We start from the raw sequence: 18,940 nt of genomic DNA on the forward strand, positions 1-18,940 counted from the left end.
GTCTACACTGATGTGATTGGTTTCACCCCAACTGGAGAAAAGAAACATGACCCCTGCCGAAAACTACGAGAAGATGTATCGCCGCTCCATCGACGACCGCGAGGCGTTCTGGGGCGAACAGGCGGAGTTGATTTATTGGCACAAACCGTTCGAACGGGTGCTCAACTACGACAAGCCGCCCTTCGTGCGCTGGTTCGAGGGCGGTCTGACCAACATCTGCTACAACGCGGTGGACCGGCATGTGGCGGAGCGGGGCGATCAGATCGCCATCGCCTGGGTTTCGACCGAGGTGAACGAGCGGCGCAACATCACCTATCGCGATCTGTACACGCAGGTCAACGAGATGGCCTCGCTGTTGAAAGAGCTGGGCATCGAGAGCGGGGATCGGGTGTTGATCTATCTGCCGATGATCCCGGAAGCGATCGTGGCCATGATGGCCTGCGTGCGCATCGGCGCGGTCCATTCGGTGGTGTTCGGCGGCTTCGCCTCACTGGCCCTGGCCTCGCGCATCGACGACGCCAGTCCGAAGCTGGTGATCACCGCCGACGCCGGCATGCGCGGTGGCAAGGTGACCCCTTACAAGCCGCTGCTTCTGGAAGGACTCAACGCGGTCACCGTGGAGCGACCGAAAGTGCTGGTGATCAATCGTGGCCTGGATTCCAATCCCTGCCCGATTGCCGGTGAGATCGACTTTGCCACCGCCATGGGTCCGCATCGGGGCAAGATCGTGGATCCGGAGTGGGTGGAATCCTCCCATCCCTCCTACATCCTGTATACCTCCGGCACCACCGGGCGTCCGAAGGGGGTGCAGCGCGATACCGGCGGTCACATGGTGGCCATGCGGCAGTCGATGAAATACATTTACAACGTGGGGCCGGGCGAGGTGATGTTCGCCGGTTCGGACATCGGCTGGGTGGTGGGTCACTCCTACATCGTTTATGCCCCGCTTTTGACCGGTGCCACCACCATTCTTTACGAGGGACTGCCGATCCGTCCGGATCCGGGCATCTGGTGGTCGCTGGTGGCCGAGTATCGCATCAACTGTCTGTTCACCTCGCCGACCGCGATCCGACTGTTGAAAAAAACCGGCGCCGACTGGATCCACGCCCACGATCTCTCTTCGTTGCGCACCCTGTTCCTGGCCGGCGAGCCCTTGGACAAGGAGACCCATCGCTGGGTCACGGAGGCGTTGCAGGGGGTTCCGGTGGTGGACAACTACTGGCAGACCGAGACCGGCTGGCCGATCTTGACCAACTTCGCCGGTCTGGGATTGATGGAGAACAAGTTCGGCTCGCCGAGCAAGCCTGCGTTCGGTTACGAGACCGTGCTGCTGGATGAGCATGGCGTTGAGATCGGCGTCAACACCAAGGGGTCGTTGATGGTCCGTCCGCCGCTGCCGCCGGGCTGCATGACCACGGTTTGGGGGGATGATGACCGGTTCGTCAAGACCTACTTCTCGACCGCCAAGGAGTTGTTGTACGCCACCTTCGACTATGCGATCTATGACGATGACGGCTATTATTTCATCATGGGTCGCAACGACGACGTGATCAACGTGGCGGGTCACCGTTTGGGCACCCGTGAGGTGGAGGAGGCGCTTTGCACCCATCCCGCCGTGGCCGAGGCGGCGGCGGTGGGTATTCATGACGAGCTGAAGGGGCAGGAGATCGAGGCGTTCGTGGTGTTGATGGCCAATGTCGCGGTGCCAAGCGAGGATGAGTTGAAGGCGGTGGTGGCGCGGCAGATCGGCGCGATTGCCCGTCCCAAGTTCATGCATGTGGTGCAAGGATTGCCCAAGACCCGTTCCGGCAAGGTGATCCGGCGGGCGATTCTGGCGATTGCCGAGGGTCGTGATCCGGGCGAATTGCCGACCATCGAGGATGGCAAGATGTTGGAGGTGATTCGCGATGCGGTGGAGCATCGGCACTGACGTGAGATGAGGTGAAAAGGCGTGGTGCGTCGATGTGACGCACCCGTCATCACGGGGGACCGGGGGCGGTGGAAACCGTGCCCGGCCCCCTGGTCGTTACCGGGGACCGGGGGCGGTGGAAATCGTGCCCGGCCCCCCGGGGGCGTCACCGGGAACCGGGGGTGGTGGAAATCATGCCCGGCCCCCCAGTCGTCACCGGGAACCGGGGGTGGTGGGAACAGATTGGATACGGCCTGTTCCAGCTTCGGTCAAGGGGGCATGGAACAGGCGGAACCTGGTTCCGGTGCGTTCATTGCAGGATGATATACGCACGATCCGTCATGAATTTGCTGCGGTGGAGCGTGAAACGCTCCCCTCGGAACAACTCCTTGAAGGCCACCGTTTCACCAGGATATTCCCGCGAATTCAGTTCGTCGAACATGATGACGCTGCCGGGCATCAAATGCGGGCGAATGGCCTGGAGGCAGGCCTTGCTCGGTTCATAAAGCGCCATGTCGAAATAGGCCAGGGCCACGATGGTTTCAGGGTGTTTGACGAAAAACTCCTGGATCGTTTCCGTTACGTCGCCTTCGACCAGCTGGTGTTTCTTGATATTGCCCAATACGTTGTTCTCTTCATGAAAGGCGATCAACTCCTCCAGATATTTCCGGTATCCTTCCGACACCTTGTAGCCGCCGATGGTGATGGTTTCACTGATCCGGTCCTGATCGGAAATGGATGGATACCCCTTGAAGGTGTCGAAACCGATCACCCTTCGGCTTTGATTGAACGGTTCGTAAATGGCTCGCAGATTTTCGAACAACACGATGTTCTGCCCCCACCAGGTTCCGAACTCCATGATGACGCCAGGCTGATGCAAAATCAGTTCGTACAGTTCATTGATGAACAGGATCTTGGTCAAGGCTGAACTGCGCATGTACAAACCCAGGCAGGTCAGGAGTTGATCGACCGGCAACGGTGTCTCGCGGAACAAACGGTAGAGCTTTTCGCGATGGGCCAACTGCGCCTGACTCGACTTGGTTTCTTCCTTGTAACCGAACTGCTTTTCACTTGCGTTGATCTGGCTGCCGATCATGCGTCACCTCAAGGCAAAAAATTGTCGGGTCATCGTTGTTCCGCACTGCTTTTCGGGTCAATATGATGCCCCTTGAACAAAGAGTCAAAGGCAAAATCCACGACAAACCGCCGGGCTTGCCCCCTGCATTCCATTGAATGGCGCGTTATCTTTTGCTCGCCAACCACAGCTCCTCCAACTCATCCAGCGACGCATCCTTGGGGGTGCGGTTGCTCGCGTGCAGAGCCCGTTCCATGAAGCGGAACCGATCCTGAACCTTGTGGGTGGCACGCCGCAACGCGGTTTCCGGATTGATGCGGTAGTGCCGGGCCAGATTGACCAGGGTGAGCAGAATATCCCCCAGCTCCTCCTCGCGATTGTCCGCGTTTGGGGCGACCCGGAACTCCTCCAACTCCTCGTGGATCTTTTCGATCACCCCGGAAGGATCCTTCCAGTCGAAACCCACCTGCGACATCTTGCGCTGCACCTTCGAGGCCCACAGCAACGCCGGCAGATGGCTGTTGAGGTCGTCGAACACCGATGCGGGCTCTCCGCCACCCTTGGCGGCCTTCTCTTCGCGCTTGATCTCCTCCCAGCGGGCCACCACCCGGTCCGGATCGGCCTGACGCTCCGCCTCGCTGCCGAACACATGCGGATGACGCCGGGTCATCTTGGTGACGATCCCCTCGATCACCTCGGCCAGGGTGAAGTGCCCCTCCTCCGCGGCGATGCGGCTGTGAAAGACGATGTGAAACAGCAAATCACCCAACTCGTCCTTCAGCGCTTTCAAATCGTGGGTCTCGACCGCCTCCACCACCTCGTAGGCCTCCTCGATGGTGTAGGGGAGCAGGGATTTCAAGGTCTGTTTCCGATCCCAGGGACAGCCGTCCTCGCCGCGCAGACGGGCCATCAGGGATTCCAGGGCTTCGATCATCGGGCCGGAGGTTGGGGACTCTTTTTGCATGCCTGGTCTCTTTTTTTGAATGATTGGTCAAGGTTACGGGTTGTTATTTGCCCACTGCCACGGTTCCGACGCCGGTTCCGGAGGGACGTTTTTTTCGATGCTCTGCTTAACCATGCGAATCAACGAGGAAAATGTCATGAATCGCACAAAAATCCGCAGAATGGCATAATGGTTGCTTAGTGGAAGCTACGAGCAAAGAAGTCTCATGTCAATTGCATTTGCTGACCATCGGGAGTCTTGGTATCCATGGATAGTGGCATTTATGCTGCCGTAAACGGGGCAATGCGTACCGAAATGCGCCTCGACGTGCTGGCGAACAACCTGGCCAACGTCAACACCAACGGGTTCAAGGAGGGCAACATCACCTTTGATTCCTACCTGACCAAACCGGGTGATGAGCACCATCCGCTGCCGGGTGACGCGTTCATGGGTCACAAGGGGCCGATGGAATTGCCATATCCTTTTATCAATCCCAGGTCAAGCGCTTACAGCATGACCTATCCGGCGGCGCCGAGCACCACCACCGATACCACGCAGGGCGCGCTCAAGGGTACGGGCAATCCATTGGACGTGGCCATCGACGGGGAGGGTTATTTCGTGATCGATACACCGGAAGGAAGACGCTATACCCGTGATGGTTCGTTCCAGGTCAACGATCGTGGCGAGATGGTCACCAAGGATGGCCATCCGGTGATGAGCAGCGGCGGCGGTCCGTTGACCATCGGCATGGAAGGGGTGGAGATCAGCCAGGATGGCACCGTGGCCAGCCCGTCGGGACAGGCGGGACAGTTGTTGCGGGTCGGACTGCCCAAGGAAGGACTCAAACGGGTCGGACAGAATCTCTACGCCGCGCCCGAGGGAAGCGAGACATCGCTGGTGGGTGCGCGTGGTGGCTTCAAGCAGGGATTCCTGGAGGCATCCAACACCAACACGGTGCGCGGCATGACCCAGATGATCGAGGCCAACCGCAATTTCGAGAACTATCTGAAAATCATCCAGACCCTGGATGGGATTGACGGTCAGGCCAACCAGATCGGCCATCTGAGCAATTGATGCGATTTTCAACAGTCGATGACGCACATATAAATTACGAAACGAGAACGAGGAGCACCAAGCCATGATGCGAGCCATGTGGACCGCGGCCACCGGAATGTCCGCCCAGGAGCGCAGTATCGATGTGATCGCCAACAACCTGGCCAACGTCAACACGTCGGGATTCAAGCACTCCCGCACCCATTTCCAGGATCTGCTCTACGCCAACATGCGTCCGGCGGGCAGCGAAACCTCGGAGACCGGTACCCAGGTGCCGGTGGGCATCCAGTTGGGACACGGCGTGAAGGTGGTGTCGGTCTCCAAGGAGTTCACCCAGGGGAGTGCCGTGCCGACCAGCGAGGCCCCGTTCAACGTGGACATGATGGTCAGCGGTCAGGGGTTTTTCCAGATCGAACTGCCCAACGGCGACATCGCCTACACCCGCGATGGTCACTTCGAGATCAACAAGGATGGCAACATCGTCACCGCAGACGGGTATCCGTTGCGCGGCGGCAACATCGGCGTGAATCCGCAGTTGCATACCGGGGTGACCATCGAGAGCGGCGGATCGATCGGATTCACCACCAACACCAACCCCGGCTTCATGGCCAATCAGGGTCAGATCGAACTGGCCCGTTTTGTGAATCCATCCGGATTGACGGCCATCGGCAACAACCTGTTCGTGGAAAGTGTCGCTTCCGGCACCCCGCAGACGGCCAAACCGAACTCCGATGGCATGGGTAGCGTGCGTCAGCATGTGTTGGAGCAGTCGAACGTCAATATGGTGACGGAAATGGTTGACATGATCGCCACGCAACGGGCCTACGAAATCGGCACCAAGGCGATCCAGACCGCGGACAACATGTTGAGCCAGGTGGCGCAGTTGAAACGGTGATGAGGGTGTGAGAGGGGCATGGGGATGAACAGGTTCGGCCAACGGATCGCGGTGGCGTCGCTCCTGGTGGCGGGGTGGATGCCCAACCATGCGCATGCCCAGTTGATCCACGCCCGGGACGTGGCGCGCGCCAGCGAACAACAGGTGCGCGCCCTGCTGGAGGGTGACGCGCAAGGATTGCGGCTTGAAAAGGTCTTTTACCGCGATGAACTGCGACTGCCGGATGGTCCGGTGAACTGGAAGATCAAGGCAGATGTGAACGACTGGGGATCCGGACGCCAGACCATCCCGGTCGAGGTGCTGGTCAACGGCAAGCCGGAGATGGTGATTCAGGTCGCGGCGATCTTCAAGCAGTCGTTGCGCTATCCGGTGCTCAAGCGGGCCATCAAGCGCGGCGATGTGGTGCGCGAGGGCGATATCAAGTGGATGGAGGGCGATCTCAAGAATCCGCCCGCCGGCATGATCGAGGATCCCAAGGAGATTCTCGGCATGAGCGCCACCCGGAGCATCACCTCGGACCGTCCGTTGCAGACCGATTGGTTTGCCTCCCCCCAGGTGGTGGCGCGCGGGGAGCGGGTGCGGGTGGTGGCGGTTTCGGGTGCGTTGCGCATCGAATCCACGGCGGTGGCCAAGAACGGGGGCCGGGTGGGGGAGATCGTGTCGATGGAGAATCCGGACAGTCACAGACGGTTCGATGCCCGCATCACCGGTCCGGGTCAGGCGGAAGTGATTTGGTAGTCTTGCGAGTGAATGGAGAGGTGTTCAAGATGAACGGAATGGCCAAGATGATCCTCCTCGTGCCGTTGCTGCCCATGGTGGTTGCCGGTTGCGGGATGACGCGCGCTTCCGAGCGTCCGGCGGCGCCGATTGCCATCGTGCAGCCGACGCCTCCGGAGACCCTCGCCCCCAAGAAAGGGTCGATCTGGCAGACCACGGATCGCAACACCCTGTTTCTGGACAACAAGGCGCGCAACATCGGCGATGTCGTGATGGTGAAGGTGTCGGAGAACCCGATCGCCACCAAGAACGCCAAAACCAAGCTCGAGCGCACCAACGACAACACCTTGAGCATGTCCAACGCGCTCGATGTGCGCAAATTGTTGAAACTGAACAATCCGGCTCTGGCCGGCGAGGCCACGGCCAGCAGCACCAACAACTTCGAGGGCAAGGGCGACATCGCCCGCCAGAGCAAGCTCGAAGCCAAGATCTCCTGTCTGGTCACCCAGGTTCTGGCCAACGGCAACCTGCGCATCGAGGGGCGGCGTGACATCACCCTGAACAACGAAAACGAATACATCATCCTCTCCGGCGTGATCCGTCCGGAGGATATCAGCGCGGACAACTCCGTGACCTCGGATCAGATCGCCGACGCGCGCATCGAGTTCTCCGGCGACGGGGATCTGGATGATCAACAGCGTCCGAGCTGGATCGGTCGCTTCCTCACCACCATCAACATTCTGTGATCGGCATGAAAACCTTTCGCCGTTGTCCGCATTGGATCCTGGCCTTGTTGATGGTCGCGCCGGGGTTGGTGACCGTACCCGAGGTCGAAGCCGCACGGTTGAAGGACGTGGTGGAGATCGAGGGGGTGCGCGACAACCCCTTGACCGGTTTTGGCCTGGTGGTCGGTCTGAACGGTTCGGGTGACTCGAGCGCCGCCTTCACCAATCAGTCGTTGAAGATGATGCTCGAACGCATGGGCATCTCCGCGGATCAGCAGGTGAAGGTGAAGAACGTCGCCTCGGTGATGGTCACCGCCACCCTGCCGCCGTTCGCCCGTCAGGGCAGCAAGCTCGATGTGATGATCTCCAGTCTGGGCGATGCCAAGACCCTCCAGGGCGGCACGCTGATCCTCACCCCCTTGAAAGGCGCGGATGGCCGCATCTATGCGGTGGCCCAGGGTCCGTTGATCGTCGGCGGTTTCTCGGCGGGCGGGGGCGGGGCATCCCAGCAGAAGAACCATCCCACGGTGGGCCGCATTTCGGCGGGCGCCACGGTGGAAAAGGAGATCGAGTTCGAGTTGAACAAGGAGCAGCAGTTGCAGCTCTCCCTGCGCAATCCGGACTTCACCACCGCCAACCGCATCGTGCAGTCGATCAACGACGTGTTCGGCAAGCCCTTGGCCTCGGCCAGGGACTCGGGCACGATCGCCTTGGTGATCCCGCCGGATTATCAGGGCAAGGTGGTCAATTTCGTGTCGCGTCTCGAGTCCGTGCAGATCGATCCGGATCAGCGTGCGCGGGTGGTGCTCAACGAACGTACCGGCACCATCGTCATGGGCGAGAACGTGCGTGTCTCCACCGTCGCCTTGGCGCACGGCGGCCTGAGCATCAAGATTCGCGAGGAGCCGAGAGTCAGCCAGCCCAACGCCCGTTCCCAGGGCGCCACCGTGGTGACGCCGGGTGGCGCGGTAAGTGCCGAAGAGAAGGACGCGCGGGTGCTGGAGATGCCCGAGGGGGTGACCCTGGGCGATCTGGTGCGCGGATTGAACGGCGTGGGCGTGACCCCGCGCGATCTGATCGCCATTCTGCAATCGATCAAGGCGGCGGGCGCCTTGCAGGCCGATCTGGAGATCCTGTGAGCGACGGCGTGAACATGCCGCCGGTACCGCCGGCGCCGACGCCGGTCGCCAAACCGGCGGTGCCGTCGATCTCGAAAGCCGACCAGAAGCGCCTGAACGACGCCACCTCGGATTTTGAGGCGATGTTCGTTCAGCAGCTTTTCAAGTCCATGCGCCGCACCGTGCCCGAGGATCCCAACGGACGATTGTTCGCCAAAAGTTCGGGCGAGAAGATCTTTCAGGAGATGCTGGATGGCGAGTACTCCAAGAATTTGAGTCGCGGCAACAGTGGCCTGGGCTTGAAGGAGGCGATCTTCAAACAGGCGGTCAACCGCCAGCTCGGACAGGTGGCAGAGGCACAAAACGCGCTCAATCGTGCGAAAGGGACCGAGAATTCCTTAAACGCCGTCGCGCAATCGCCGATAGGTAAGGGAGGGGTGGCAAAACCCGGATATAATCCGTATGCTATCCGCGACACTCATTTACCAGCGGCGGGCAATCCAACACGCGTCGGCCCCGCGGATCCGGTGAACGATCGGGATTCTTGACACCATGGAATCCCTCCGGCCTTGGATCGGGATTGAAGGAAGAGATCTTTAGCATGGTCACGAGAATCAAGAGCGTCAATGTTGGACAACTCGGTCGTATCTCCCGCAAGCGCACCGGGGGCAAGTCGAGTGCCGGGGCGGGGGGGGCGTCAGCTGCGGCGCGTTCGGACGATGCCCAGTTCTCGTCGGGCGCCCGGATCATGGGGCTGGCGAACGAGGCGATCGAAAACGCTCCCGAAGTGCGGGTGGAGCTGGTGGAACCGATCCGCGAGGCCGTGGCCGGCGGACGCTATCAGGTCTCCAGCCTGGAGGTGGCGGACAAGATTTTGCGTCAGGTCCTGATGGAACGTAAGAAATCCATTTGATTTGCTTGGGATAGATCGACTCATGTCATCCTCTTCCTTCGACGCGGTTGCCGAAACGCAACGTCTGACGTCCCTGCTCGATCCGATGATCGGACTCTTCGAGCGACTGTTGCCTCTCCTGGAGCAGGAACGTCTGGCGTTGAAGGAGCGCAATCCCGAGCAATTGGAGATCGCCACCCGTCGGGTGGAGGAGGTGTTGGTCGAGATCAAGCGGCTCGATCTCTCCCGACAGGGCCAGGCGTTGCGCATGGCCCAGGCGTTGGGATTGAAGGACGACGAGGTGAATCTTAAGGAGTTGGACAAAGCCATGGGTGGCAATACCGGGCTGTTGTCCTATCGTCAGCGCCTGCGTGACTCGATCGAACGGGCCGAGCGATCCAATCGCGAGAACCAGGCGATTTTCAAGGGGGTTTTGGTGGCTACCGAGACCATGCTGCGGGCACTCAAGGGGAGTACGCAAGGTCAGACGACCGCGTATGACCGGCGGGGATTCCGGCAGAATGGACCGGGTTACCACTTTTTATCCAAGCAATTCTAGCAACCCAATGGCGAGGGGTGGATTGGGCGTCGGGGTGGGGAGACCCTGGCGTTGTCGATCGGTCCTCGCGCCCAGGGAGGGGATGGTTCCATGTTGATACTGACGCGCAGAATCGGTGAGAGCCTGAACATCGGTGACGAGATCAAGATCACCCTGTTGGGCATCAAGGGCAACCAGGTGCGCATCGGCATTGACGCCCCACGCGATGTCGAAGTCCATCGCGAGGAGATCTACGACAAGATCAAACGCGAAACCCGCAAGGCCAACACCAAGATGTCCATCGACACCCTGGACGCGGCTTCCCGCATTCTGTCCCGAACCTGAACCTGCCTCGCGGTGGTGTGAATCCTTGTGGACGCAGCCTTGGAATTGCGATCAAACCCTTTCAAGGCCTCAGGGCGTGTTGACATATGAAGGCTGCGAGCCTTCAGACAAGGCGCGACGACCCGAGCAGCGCTAACTTGCATGATGGGGGGAGAACCCCCTCACCCCCCCTTACCATGGACCTCCCTTCGGGAGCTCCACGGTAAAGGCGGCATGGGATCAGCGAAGGGGCGTCGCAACGCCGTATCAAGGCCGCTGACGCAAGATATCAACACGTCCTGACGTGTTTGACGGCATTCGGAAAACACCAGACCACCGCCGTGATCACCTTCGACATCCTGGCTTGCGTGAAGGAACCGGAGACCGTCAAAGTGTATCCGCATTCGTGAGGTTCGGACAAGTGGCAGGTCTGTCGTCTGTTCCGGGTGTTCATGGGGGAGGATGCGCGACTTCCTTGCCGAAACGGGCGCGGATCTGTCATGATCGGTCGCGTTCGGGAATAGGGCCGGACGTGTCGAAATTCCGCTGTCCAAACTTTTCTTGTCAGGCATCCGCATGCGACGCATATCCACTGAACCCGTGATCCAACCCATTGACCTGACCCGTTGCGGCGAGTTGCCCGACTGTCCCCTGGCGGATGCCGCGCGGGTGGCCGGGGTGGCCGACGAGGCTTTGTTGCGTTATCTGGAGGAGGCCAACAGCGTGCCCGGCGACGGGCGCATCCGGCTGGGGGTGTTGATCCGCGCCGCCTTTACCTTGTTGGGGCGCAAGGAGAACCAGGCTGCGATGTTGCGTCAGCAGCTCTCCGCGACTTTGGATCGGGAGCGGCAGCTCTCCGAGACGTTGCGCGCCGGACTGCTCGGATCCGGGGTGGTGGTGGACGTTCCGCAGGTGGCGGAGCCGCGCGGCGTCGAGAGTCCCGTTGGGGTGAACACGAAGGCTCTGCCTGCCAAAAAGAAGAAAAAGAGATAGTCCAGGCCGTTTCTGGTCACCCCACGAGAACCTGAACCCATGCCGCGCTTGCGCCAGGATCTGCTCATCGCCTACCTGACCGCCGCCGCCGTGACCGCGCATCTGTTGGAGGCGGCCCTGCCCGGTCCCGGCCCCTGGTTCAAACCCGGCCTGGCCAACATCTTCACCCTGGTCGCCTTTTTTCTGCTTGGCTGGCGGGCTGCGGTGGCCGTGACCCTGTTGCGCATTCTCGCCTCCTCGCTGGCATTGGGGGTTCTGTTCACCCCCGGATTCTTCCTGAGTCTGGCCGGAGGGTGCGGGGCGCTCGCGCTGCTCGGTGTGGTCCGTCTGCTCCCCGATATCGGGCTGGGACCGGTGGGGGTGTCGTTGCTGGCGGCCATGGCCCACATGGCGGCGCAAGGTGTGGCGGCCTGGATCTTGCTCATCGGTCATGCGGGGATCCTCGTCGCCGTGCCGTGGCTGCTGGCCGGCTCCTGGATCACCGGGATCCTCAACGGTTTGTTGACATTCTTGCTGTTGGAACAACTCGACCGTCACCGGTATCTGCTGACCGACCCATGAACGCCCTCCAGGAAACGGGTTCCAACTCCGGACACCGGGTGTTGCCATCCCCCCGATACCGTTCGCCGTGGTTGGCCCTGTTGTTTTCCCTGTTCGTGCATGCGCTGTTTTTGGCGCGCATCGACCTGCTCGTCCCGAAAATCCCTCAAAAAATCGATCCGCCGGCCTTTACCGTGGAGATGATCCCCACGCCGCCCGTCAAGAGCCCTCTTCCCGAACCGGCATCCGAGCCACCCGCACCCGCGCCGCTTCCGCCGGAAGCGCCACCGCTCGACCCCGCGCCGCTGCCGAAACCGGCTCCCGCGCCTCTGCCGGAGCAGGCCAGGAGTCCGTCGCCACGGGAAGGGGACAAACCGCCCGCCAAATCCAGGGAGAGACCCAAACCCAAGAACGAGGAGCGTTCCAGATCCGCCGAGAGGGCGGTTGACGCCAAACCCGAAAACACCGCGCCCCCGGTGACGGCCAGGAGCGCGGAAGAGCCCCTGGCCCGACCGTTGAATCTCAACCCGTCGCTCTCCGACATCTCTCGCTGGGATCGGGAGCGGCAACGCCGGGCACGGGAGCATGGGGTCAAATCACGCGAGGCGACGGTCAATCTCGACAACCCGGAACCAAGATTCACCACCTATTTTACCCGTCTGAAGGAGCGGATCGAGCAGGGATGGAGCTATCCCGCCGCAGCCAAACGCGATCGGCTCTCCGGCACCCTGGTGATGCGTTTTACCATCGAGCGTTCCGGCGCCATCACCAACATTCGCATCGAACGCCCTTCCGGGGAGGCGATGCTCGACGAGGCGGCCCTGCGGGCGGTGCGTCAACTCCATCCGTTTCTGCCGTTGCCGGAGGATTGGGATCTGGAACGGCTGCACGTTCAGAGCGTGTTCGAATACATTCGCGGCGGTTTCCGCATGGATCGATAATAAGCATGGAGCGCGGGTTCGACGAGGCGAAGTGTCGCCAACTGGCCGGCTCGCTGCTGGCGCGGTATGACCGGGAGGGGCGTGATCTGCCCTGGCGGCGCACCCGCGATCCGTATCGGATCTGGTTGGCGGAGATCATGCTGCAACAGACCGGGGTCAAGACGGTATTGGCCTATTATGCGCGTTTTCTGGAGCGTTTCCCGACGATTCAGTCCCTGGCCGCCGCCGAGTTGGAAGCGGTGTTGAGCATCTGGCAGGGGTTGGGGTATTACCGGCGCGCGCGTCATCTGCATGCCACGGCGCGTCAGGTGTCGGACGAGCTGGGCGGGCGGTTTCCCGAGACGTGCGAGGCCATGGGGCGTCTGCCCGGCATCGGACCGAGCACCGCCGGCGCGATCCTCGCCATTGCCTTCGGGCAGCATCAGGCGATTCTGGATGGGAATGTCAAACGGGTTCTGGCGCGACTGCTGGCGCTGGAGACGCCACCGGATGCCCCCGCCGGCAAGCGGATTCTGTGGGAGCAGGCCCGACGACTCACCCCCCGCGAGCGGCCCGGCGATTACGCGCAGGCGATCATGGATCTGGGGGCGACGGTCTGTTCGCCGCGCCGGCCCGCATGCCCCTCCTGTCCGTGGCAGGGGGATTGCGCCGCCTGCCGGCTTGGGCGTCCCGACCTCTACCCGGTCCGGCTGGCCCGGATGCCCAAGCCGCGCAAGTACCAGTTTCAGGCGTTGGTAACCCGACCGGATGGCCGGGTGCTGTTGTTGCCCAATCGTGACGCCACCCTGCTGGGAGGTCTCTGGCATCCGCCGGGGGATGAGCCTGGTGGATCCCCAACGCCTCCCGAGGCGCAAATCGTGCGGCGTCATCTGGCCGAGGCGTTTGGCATCGACGTCGCGACACCGCTCCCCTTGGAAGCGGTGACCCACACCTTTACCCATTTCCACCTGACCGTCTTTCCGTTTCTGTGTTCCTGGCAGGCGGGAGAGCCCCCGGAGGCGAGCGGCGGTCGCTGGATCGACTGGCGGCTGGATCGCCACACGCCCCTGGCCACTCTGCATCGCAAGGTGCTGGCACGTCTGGGGTGACGATGCCGCGCCACCTGCCGGGCGGGTGTGCGCGGAGGCCGCCATCTCACCTTCCGGGCGGGTGTGCGCGGAGGCCGCCATCTCACCTTCCGGGCGGGTTTGGAAGCGTCACCGTGTCTGGCTGGGCTGAACCTCCTGTTGCACCTTTTCCATGGTGGCTTCCAGCCGTTGCCGATAGCTGTTCAACATCTCCTGAAGATCCCACAGACTGACGTTGACCACGCTGTTGGCCGGACAACTGCTCGCCTTGGAGGTGATGACCCGCACCCGCGCGGCGGGTTGCCCCTCCTCCGGCACCTGGTCGAAACGGACCAGATCCCCGGTGGAGAGGGCGCACTCCTCGTTCGAACCGATCTCGGTGGCCTCCAGGGTTTCGGAGACCTGGAAGATGTAAGCTTCCGGCTCCCTGGAGTCGAGGATCTGGGCCAGGGAGAGAGGTCGTTTCTCCTGGTGGTCGAGCAGATCCTGCTTGACCTGCTTGGAGAACTGCTTGCGTACCGGTTCCGGAACCGGCAACGGCGCCCGTTCCATCTCCCGTGCCGGGTCGGGCGACTCTTCCAGCAGGTCCAGGCGGATTCGCTGATCCTCCAGTTCGTGACGCAACGCCTGATTGCTGGCGCTCACATCGGTCAGTTCCTGGCGCAACGAGGCCACGGTGGCGTTGAGTTGATTGACCTGCGGGTCGTCGTAGGAGGCAGAGACGGGGGCGATGGATGTGTAACCGTCATCCACCGCGCCGGCGAGCAGCCAGTCGATCAACAGCTCCAGAGGATTCCGATAGACTTCGATCGTGTCGTGATAACTCACCAGCGGCGGCGGACAGATGATGCAACTGGGGGTGACCTCGATGGGGCTGGGCAAGGGGTCGGTGAACAGGGTATAGACCGTGGGTTGGAACGGCTGGGGATCGTACAGGTAGACCTCGACCTGCCGCACCGGCACGACCGCGTAGGTCCAGATCACCGGTTGGGGCAGCATCACGATCCGACCGGAGGTGAAACGGGCATGCACGGTGCGATGAATGATGCGGTGTTCGTGACCGCGCTGGTCGCGGCGCGTGGCGAACTTCTCCTCGAAGAACCGCTTTTTGTTGGGCAGATAGGCCTCGCGCAAGCCGTTGTCGTGGATGGTCAGGGTGGGGCGACCCGGCGCGGAGCGGGTGACGAAATCCGCGCCATGGATCACCCGGCGTCCATCCTGATAGACGCGCGTGCGTCTGCCGGTTTCCGGATCCTTGAAATTCTGATAGGCGGTCACCTGCCGGCGTCCGTCCGGAAGGGCGTGCGCCCGTACCCGTACCTCGGCGCCATCGTCGCGATGATGCTTGAGGGTCCAGCCGGCGTGATCCTTTTGGGGTATCACCGCGGTTTGGGGCGTCACTTGCAGGGATGAGGCGGGAGTCGGGGCGGCACGGTCCCGATCGCCGCGCCGCTCCCTGACCGGTTCGTGGCCGCGCGATTCCGGAACGCCGGTCCCTTTGAACTCCGCGCCGCCTGGGGTGGCGTGGGAGCGCGGGGTGGCGCCATCCGGCATCCGTCCCGTTTCGGGCTGGCGCAGCCTTTTGCCTTCGCCAGGACGGCTCTCCGCTTCCGGCTTGCCGATGCCGGGAATGGCCGTTCCTGTGGCTTCGGGTTGATGTCCATCCCGGTTCGGACGATCTCCGGCTCCTTTTCCCTCCGGTCCGCGCCCCCCTTCGGGCCCGCGCGGGATCTTGCCGCCGGGCCGCTCCCCTGAGGACGGTTGGAGCGATTTGCCTTCCGACCCGCGCTCCCCTTCGGACGGTTGGAGCGATTTGCCTTCCGATCCGCGCGTCCCTTCGGGCGGTTGGTGTCTCCGTCCTTCGGGAGGACGCGCCTCGGGCTCGCCTTTCCCGATCCCCGGCAAGGGGAGCGATTTGCCTTCCGATCCGCGCGTCCCTTCGGGCGGTTGGGGCCTCCGTCCTTCGGGAGGACGCGCCTCGGGCTCGCTTTTTCCGATCCCCGGCAAGGCGATCCCCGTGGGCGACTCCCTCGGTTCGCGCGCGCCGGGCATGGGGCGATCCCGTCCCGAGGGCTCCGGCGTCCCGCTGGCCGAGGGTTGACCCCGCGCCGGTTCCGGTTGATGGAGCTTCTCTTGCCTGGGCTCCCTGACGGGGGATGGCTCCGGCTGGCGACGTTGTGGTTCGAGCTGCTGACGTTGCTCCTCGGTCTGTTGGCGTTTTTGCTGCTCGAGTTGTTGGCGCTGGCGGCGCTGTTCGTCAGCTTGCTGCTGGCGCTGCTCGTCAGCTTGCTGGCGGCGCTGCTGCTCTTGCTGCTCCTGCTGCTGACGCTGTTGCTCCATCTGCTGCTGACGCTGTTGCTGGCGCTGCTGCTCCTGCTGCTGCTGGCGTTGCTGCTCCTGCTGCTGACGCTGTTGCTGCTCCTGCTGCTGGCGTTGCTGCTGCTCCTGCTGCTGACGTTGTTGCTGGCGCTGCTGCTCCATCTGTTGCTGGCGCTGCTGCTCCTGCTGCTGGCGTTGCTGCTGCTCCTGCTGCTGGCGTTGCTGCTGCTCCTGCTGCTGGCGTTGCTGCTGCTCCTGCTGCTGGCGTTGCTGTTGTCGGCGCTGCTCGTCGGCCTGCTGACGTCGCTGTTGCTCCTGCTGCTGGCGCTGTTGCTCCTGCTGCTGGCGCTGTTGCTCCTGCTGCTGGCGCTGCTCCTGTTGGTGGCGTTGCGGCTGCTCCTGCCGCTGTTGTTGACGGCGCTGCTGTTCCTGCTTGCACGCCTCGGGGTTGACATTGGGCGGACACTCATCCTTGTCGTCCGGGACCGCCGAAGCGGGCGCCATCCGCGCCAGAAGGAGCAGGATCACGAGTTTATGGATCAGACCGGATGAGATGCGCATAAAGGAACTCCTGGTCGCGGGGGGATGGTGTGCGAAAGGAATGCTAACGCATCTGTCCCATCGGGACAACCGGGGAATCATTTGTGTCGCCGCATTGACCGCCTGGAGGTCTGATGCGTCGCATCGATCCTGGTCACGGCGGTGAGGTTGGAGCGATTCATGCTTGCAGACCTATCCGAATCCGGCCAGGAGTTCGAATGTCCTGGCGTATCGAGGCTCTGGATCCAGCCACCCACGGAGGTCATCGACGTGTCATGAACCAGGAAGAGATCATCCAGACCGTGCGCGCGGCGTTGCGCGCCGGGGTGGAGCAGCGCGCGGCGGGGCAGTTGGTCGAGGCCGCCGCATCGTTCGAGAAGGCGTTGGCCTTCGCGCCCCGCGAACCGGAGATCCTCTATCTTTCGGCCACCGTGATCCACGCGTTGGGGGATCCGGCCAAGGCGGCGCGTCGGTTGGGGATGGCCCTTGCGACCGCGCCCGACGAGGCGCGCTATCATCATGAACTGGCGCGGGCGCTGGTCTCCCTGGGCCGGTTGGAGCCGGCGGTCGAGCGCTTTGCCGAGGCGTTGCGGCTGGATCCTCGGGATGCGGGCATCCACGTCAACCGTGGTGCGCTGATGCAGCAACTGGGGCGGGTCGAGGAGGCGATCGGCTCCTATCGGCAGGCCCTGGAGCTGGATCCGACCCTTGCCGAGGCCCATTGCAATCTGGCGACCGCCCTCCAGGAACTCGAAAAGCCCGACGAGGCCGCCGCCCACTACCGCGCCACCCTGGCGTTGCGTCCCGAGCATGCCCGCGCCTGGTACAATCTGGGGGTGCTGGCCCAGAACGAGGGCAACGACGAGGAGGCCCGCGGCGCGTTCGGAACGGCGTCGCGGCTGCGTCCGGAGTACGAACGGGCGCGTTGGAAGAGTCTGCTCGATCTGCCGGTGCTGATTCGCGCCGAGGAGGAGATCGCGCCGTTGCGGGCCCGCTGGCGGGCGGGGGTGGAGGCGTTGTCGGCGTCGATCCGGCTCGACACCCCGGCGCGCATCCGGGAGGCCTGGGAGGCTGCCGAGGCGGTCAGCAACTTTTATCTCAATTATCATGGTCTCAACGACCGTGACGAGCAGATTCTGTATGGAAAACTCCTGACCCGCGTGGCCAGGGCCGCCTTTCCGGCTCATGCGGACCGTCCGGAGGCGAGGGAAAGGAAAACGGGCGAAAAGATCCGCGTGGGATTCGTGTCGAGTTTCTTTTATGGCCACTCGATCTTCAAGACCCATGGCCGCTGGCTCACCGGACTTCATCCCGACCGCTTCGAACGACTGGTGTTCCATACCGGCGCGCGGGTCGATCTCTCCAGTCGGTATCTTCAGGAACGGGTGGATCTTTTTCAACCGTTGCCGCCTTCGCTCCCGGCAGAGCGGATCATCGAGACCATCGTTCAGGCCAGGCTCGATATCCTGATCTACACCGATCTGGGCATGGAGCCGCGTCTGCATCCGATCTCCGCGCTGCGCCTCGCCCCGCTCCAGTGCAACGGCGGCGGACATCCGATCACCTCCGGGCTCGAGGCCATCGATGTGTTCTTGAGCAGCGACCTGATGGAACCGGAAGATGCGGAGGGGCACTACAGCGAACGGTTGATCCGTCTGCCGAATCTGGCCAGCAGCTATCTGACTCCGCGCGTCGGGCTGGCCCGCCCGCCGGAGGGGTTCGAACCCGGTCGGGTGAACTACGTGAATCTGCAAAGCCTCTTCAAGCTCCTTCCGCGCCACGACGATCTCTATCCACGCATCGCGCGGGAGGTGCCGGGAAGCCGGTTTTTCTTCATCGGCTGGACACCCACCATCACCGAACGGTTCCGTGTCAGACTTCGGGAGGCTTTTGCCCGCCATGGTCTGGATGCCGGCGCGTTTTGCACCATCCTGCCGCGCATGCCCCAGGAGTCCTTCTTCGGCCTGGCCCGCGCCGCAGACGTGATCCTGGACGGCATCGACTGGTCGGGCAACAACAGCTCCCTGGAGGCGTTGGCCTTCGGCACGCCGATCGTCACCCTGGCCGGTTCGTTCTTCCGGTCGCGACACACCTTCGGCATTTTCCGACGTCTGGGGCTCATGGAGACCGTGGCCAGGGATCTGGATGATTATGTGGCCCTGGCGGTGCGTCTCGGTGAGGATGTCGCATGGCGCCAGCACGTGCGCGCCGCGATTCTGGCGCAGAACGCACGGCTCTACGAGGATCCGGCGGTGCCGGCGGCCTTGGGAGCAGTGTTGGAGGAGCTGGTCGGAAGGGGGTAGGGCGTGTTGACTGTTGTGGACCCGTAAAGCCCAATTTTTCCAGCCATT

At 62.5% G+C, this 18,940-nt stretch carries 19 protein-coding genes; 16 read left to right on the forward strand and 3 right to left on the reverse strand.

The features are described from left to right. The first annotated feature begins 31 nt into the window (after positions 1-31). A complete protein-coding gene (locus ACOY6C_RS05935) occupies positions 32-1,930 on the forward strand; it encodes a propionate--CoA ligase (RefSeq protein ID WP_420906088.1) in 1,899 nt (632 codons plus the stop codon). Positions 1,931-2,219: 289 nt separating this feature from the next. Here ACOY6C_RS05935 and ACOY6C_RS05940 read toward each other — a convergent pair whose 3' ends face one another. Together ACOY6C_RS05940 and mazG are read right to left on the reverse strand one after the other, a co-directional pair. Beyond that, on the reverse strand, positions 2,220-3,005 hold the full coding sequence (locus ACOY6C_RS05940; RefSeq protein ID WP_420904573.1) for a dTDP-6-deoxy-L-hexose 3-O-methyltransferase: 786 nt from the start codon (positions 3,003-3,005) through the stop codon (positions 2,220-2,222). Positions 3,006-3,150: 145 nt separating this feature from the next. Beyond that, positions 3,151-3,948, reverse strand: a complete 798-nt coding sequence (gene mazG, locus ACOY6C_RS05945; RefSeq protein WP_420904574.1) for a nucleoside triphosphate pyrophosphohydrolase — start codon at positions 3,946-3,948, stop codon at positions 3,151-3,153. Positions 3,949-4,194: 246 nt separating this feature from the next. On the opposite strand from mazG, the gene flgF reads away from it, so the two are divergent. From flgF to mutY, 13 genes are all read left to right on the forward strand, one after another. Continuing rightward, positions 4,195-5,001, forward strand: a complete 807-nt coding sequence (flgF, locus tag ACOY6C_RS05950; protein ID WP_420904575.1) for a flagellar basal-body rod protein FlgF — start codon at positions 4,195-4,197, stop codon at positions 4,999-5,001. Positions 5,002-5,065: 64 nt separating this feature from the next. Then, positions 5,066-5,875, forward strand: a complete 810-nt coding sequence (gene flgG, locus ACOY6C_RS05955) for a flagellar basal-body rod protein FlgG (protein WP_420904576.1) — start codon at positions 5,066-5,068, stop codon at positions 5,873-5,875. A gap of 24 nt (positions 5,876-5,899) precedes the next feature. Next, a complete protein-coding gene (gene flgA / locus ACOY6C_RS05960; RefSeq protein WP_420904577.1) occupies positions 5,900-6,613 on the forward strand; it encodes a flagellar basal body P-ring formation chaperone FlgA in 714 nt (237 codons plus the stop codon). A 29-nt stretch (positions 6,614-6,642) separates the two neighbouring features. Next, positions 6,643-7,338 (forward strand): flagellar basal body L-ring protein FlgH, encoded by a 696-nt coding sequence (locus tag ACOY6C_RS05965; protein WP_420904578.1) that lies wholly within the window; start codon positions 6,643-6,645, stop codon positions 7,336-7,338. A gap of 5 nt (positions 7,339-7,343) precedes the next feature. Next, the gene (locus ACOY6C_RS05970; RefSeq protein WP_420904579.1) at positions 7,344-8,456 is read left to right on the forward strand and encodes a flagellar basal body P-ring protein FlgI; all 1,113 of its coding nucleotides are present in this window, start codon (positions 7,344-7,346) and stop codon (positions 8,454-8,456) included. Continuing rightward, positions 8,453-8,983, forward strand: coding sequence for a rod-binding protein (locus ACOY6C_RS05975; RefSeq protein ID WP_420904580.1), 531 nt, complete (start codon positions 8,453-8,455; stop codon positions 8,981-8,983). The genes ACOY6C_RS05970 and ACOY6C_RS05975 overlap by 4 nt, the downstream gene beginning before the upstream one ends. Positions 8,984-9,036: 53 nt before the next feature. Beyond that, positions 9,037-9,348 (forward strand): flagellar biosynthesis anti-sigma factor FlgM, encoded by a 312-nt coding sequence (flgM, locus tag ACOY6C_RS05980; protein ID WP_420904581.1) that lies wholly within the window; start codon positions 9,037-9,039, stop codon positions 9,346-9,348. Positions 9,349-9,370: 22 nt separating this feature from the next. Then, the gene (locus ACOY6C_RS05985) at positions 9,371-9,886 is read left to right on the forward strand and encodes a flagellar protein FlgN (RefSeq protein WP_420904582.1); all 516 of its coding nucleotides are present in this window, start codon (positions 9,371-9,373) and stop codon (positions 9,884-9,886) included. Positions 9,887-9,976: 90 nt separating this feature from the next. Then, positions 9,977-10,210 carry a carbon storage regulator CsrA gene (gene csrA / locus ACOY6C_RS05990; RefSeq protein WP_420904583.1) on the forward strand — a complete coding sequence of 78 codons (234 nt, stop codon included), beginning with the start codon at positions 9,977-9,979 and terminating at the stop codon, positions 10,208-10,210. A 579-nt stretch (positions 10,211-10,789) separates the two neighbouring features. Then, entirely contained in the window at positions 10,790-11,182 is a 393-nt protein-coding gene (locus tag ACOY6C_RS05995) for a hypothetical protein (RefSeq protein ID WP_420904584.1), read from the forward strand. 39 nt (positions 11,183-11,221) lie between these two features. Then, on the forward strand, positions 11,222-11,743 hold the full coding sequence (locus tag ACOY6C_RS06000) for a Gx transporter family protein (protein WP_420904585.1): 522 nt from the start codon (positions 11,222-11,224) through the stop codon (positions 11,741-11,743). Continuing rightward, the gene (locus ACOY6C_RS06005) at positions 11,740-12,663 is read left to right on the forward strand and encodes a cell envelope integrity TolA family protein (RefSeq protein WP_420904586.1); all 924 of its coding nucleotides are present in this window, start codon (positions 11,740-11,742) and stop codon (positions 12,661-12,663) included. The genes ACOY6C_RS06000 and ACOY6C_RS06005 overlap by 4 nt, the downstream gene beginning before the upstream one ends. A gap of 5 nt (positions 12,664-12,668) precedes the next feature. Then, a complete protein-coding gene (mutY, locus tag ACOY6C_RS06010) occupies positions 12,669-13,751 on the forward strand; it encodes an A/G-specific adenine glycosylase (protein ID WP_420904587.1) in 1,083 nt (360 codons plus the stop codon). Positions 13,752-13,859: 108 nt separating this feature from the next. Here mutY and ACOY6C_RS06015 read toward each other — a convergent pair whose 3' ends face one another. Beyond that, on the reverse strand, positions 13,860-15,782 hold the full coding sequence (locus ACOY6C_RS06015) for a hypothetical protein (protein WP_420904588.1): 1,923 nt from the start codon (positions 15,780-15,782) through the stop codon (positions 13,860-13,862). A gap of 81 nt (positions 15,783-15,863) precedes the next feature. Here ACOY6C_RS06015 and ACOY6C_RS06020 point away from each other — a divergent pair, with 81 nt between their 5' ends. Both ACOY6C_RS06020 and ACOY6C_RS06025 read left to right on the forward strand, forming a co-directional pair. Further along, on the forward strand, positions 15,864-16,601 hold the full coding sequence (locus ACOY6C_RS06020) for a hypothetical protein (protein WP_420904589.1): 738 nt from the start codon (positions 15,864-15,866) through the stop codon (positions 16,599-16,601). A gap of 206 nt (positions 16,602-16,807) precedes the next feature. Further along, positions 16,808-18,892, forward strand: coding sequence for an O-linked N-acetylglucosamine transferase, SPINDLY family protein (locus ACOY6C_RS06025; protein ID WP_420904590.1), 2,085 nt, complete (start codon positions 16,808-16,810; stop codon positions 18,890-18,892). Positions 18,893-18,940 lie beyond the last annotated feature (48 nt).

The organism is Candidatus Magnetaquiglobus chichijimensis (genome assembly GCF_045865675.1).
Taxonomy (GTDB): Bacteria; Pseudomonadota; Magnetococcia; order Magnetococcales; family Magnetaquicoccaceae; genus Magnetaquiglobus; species Magnetaquiglobus chichijimensis.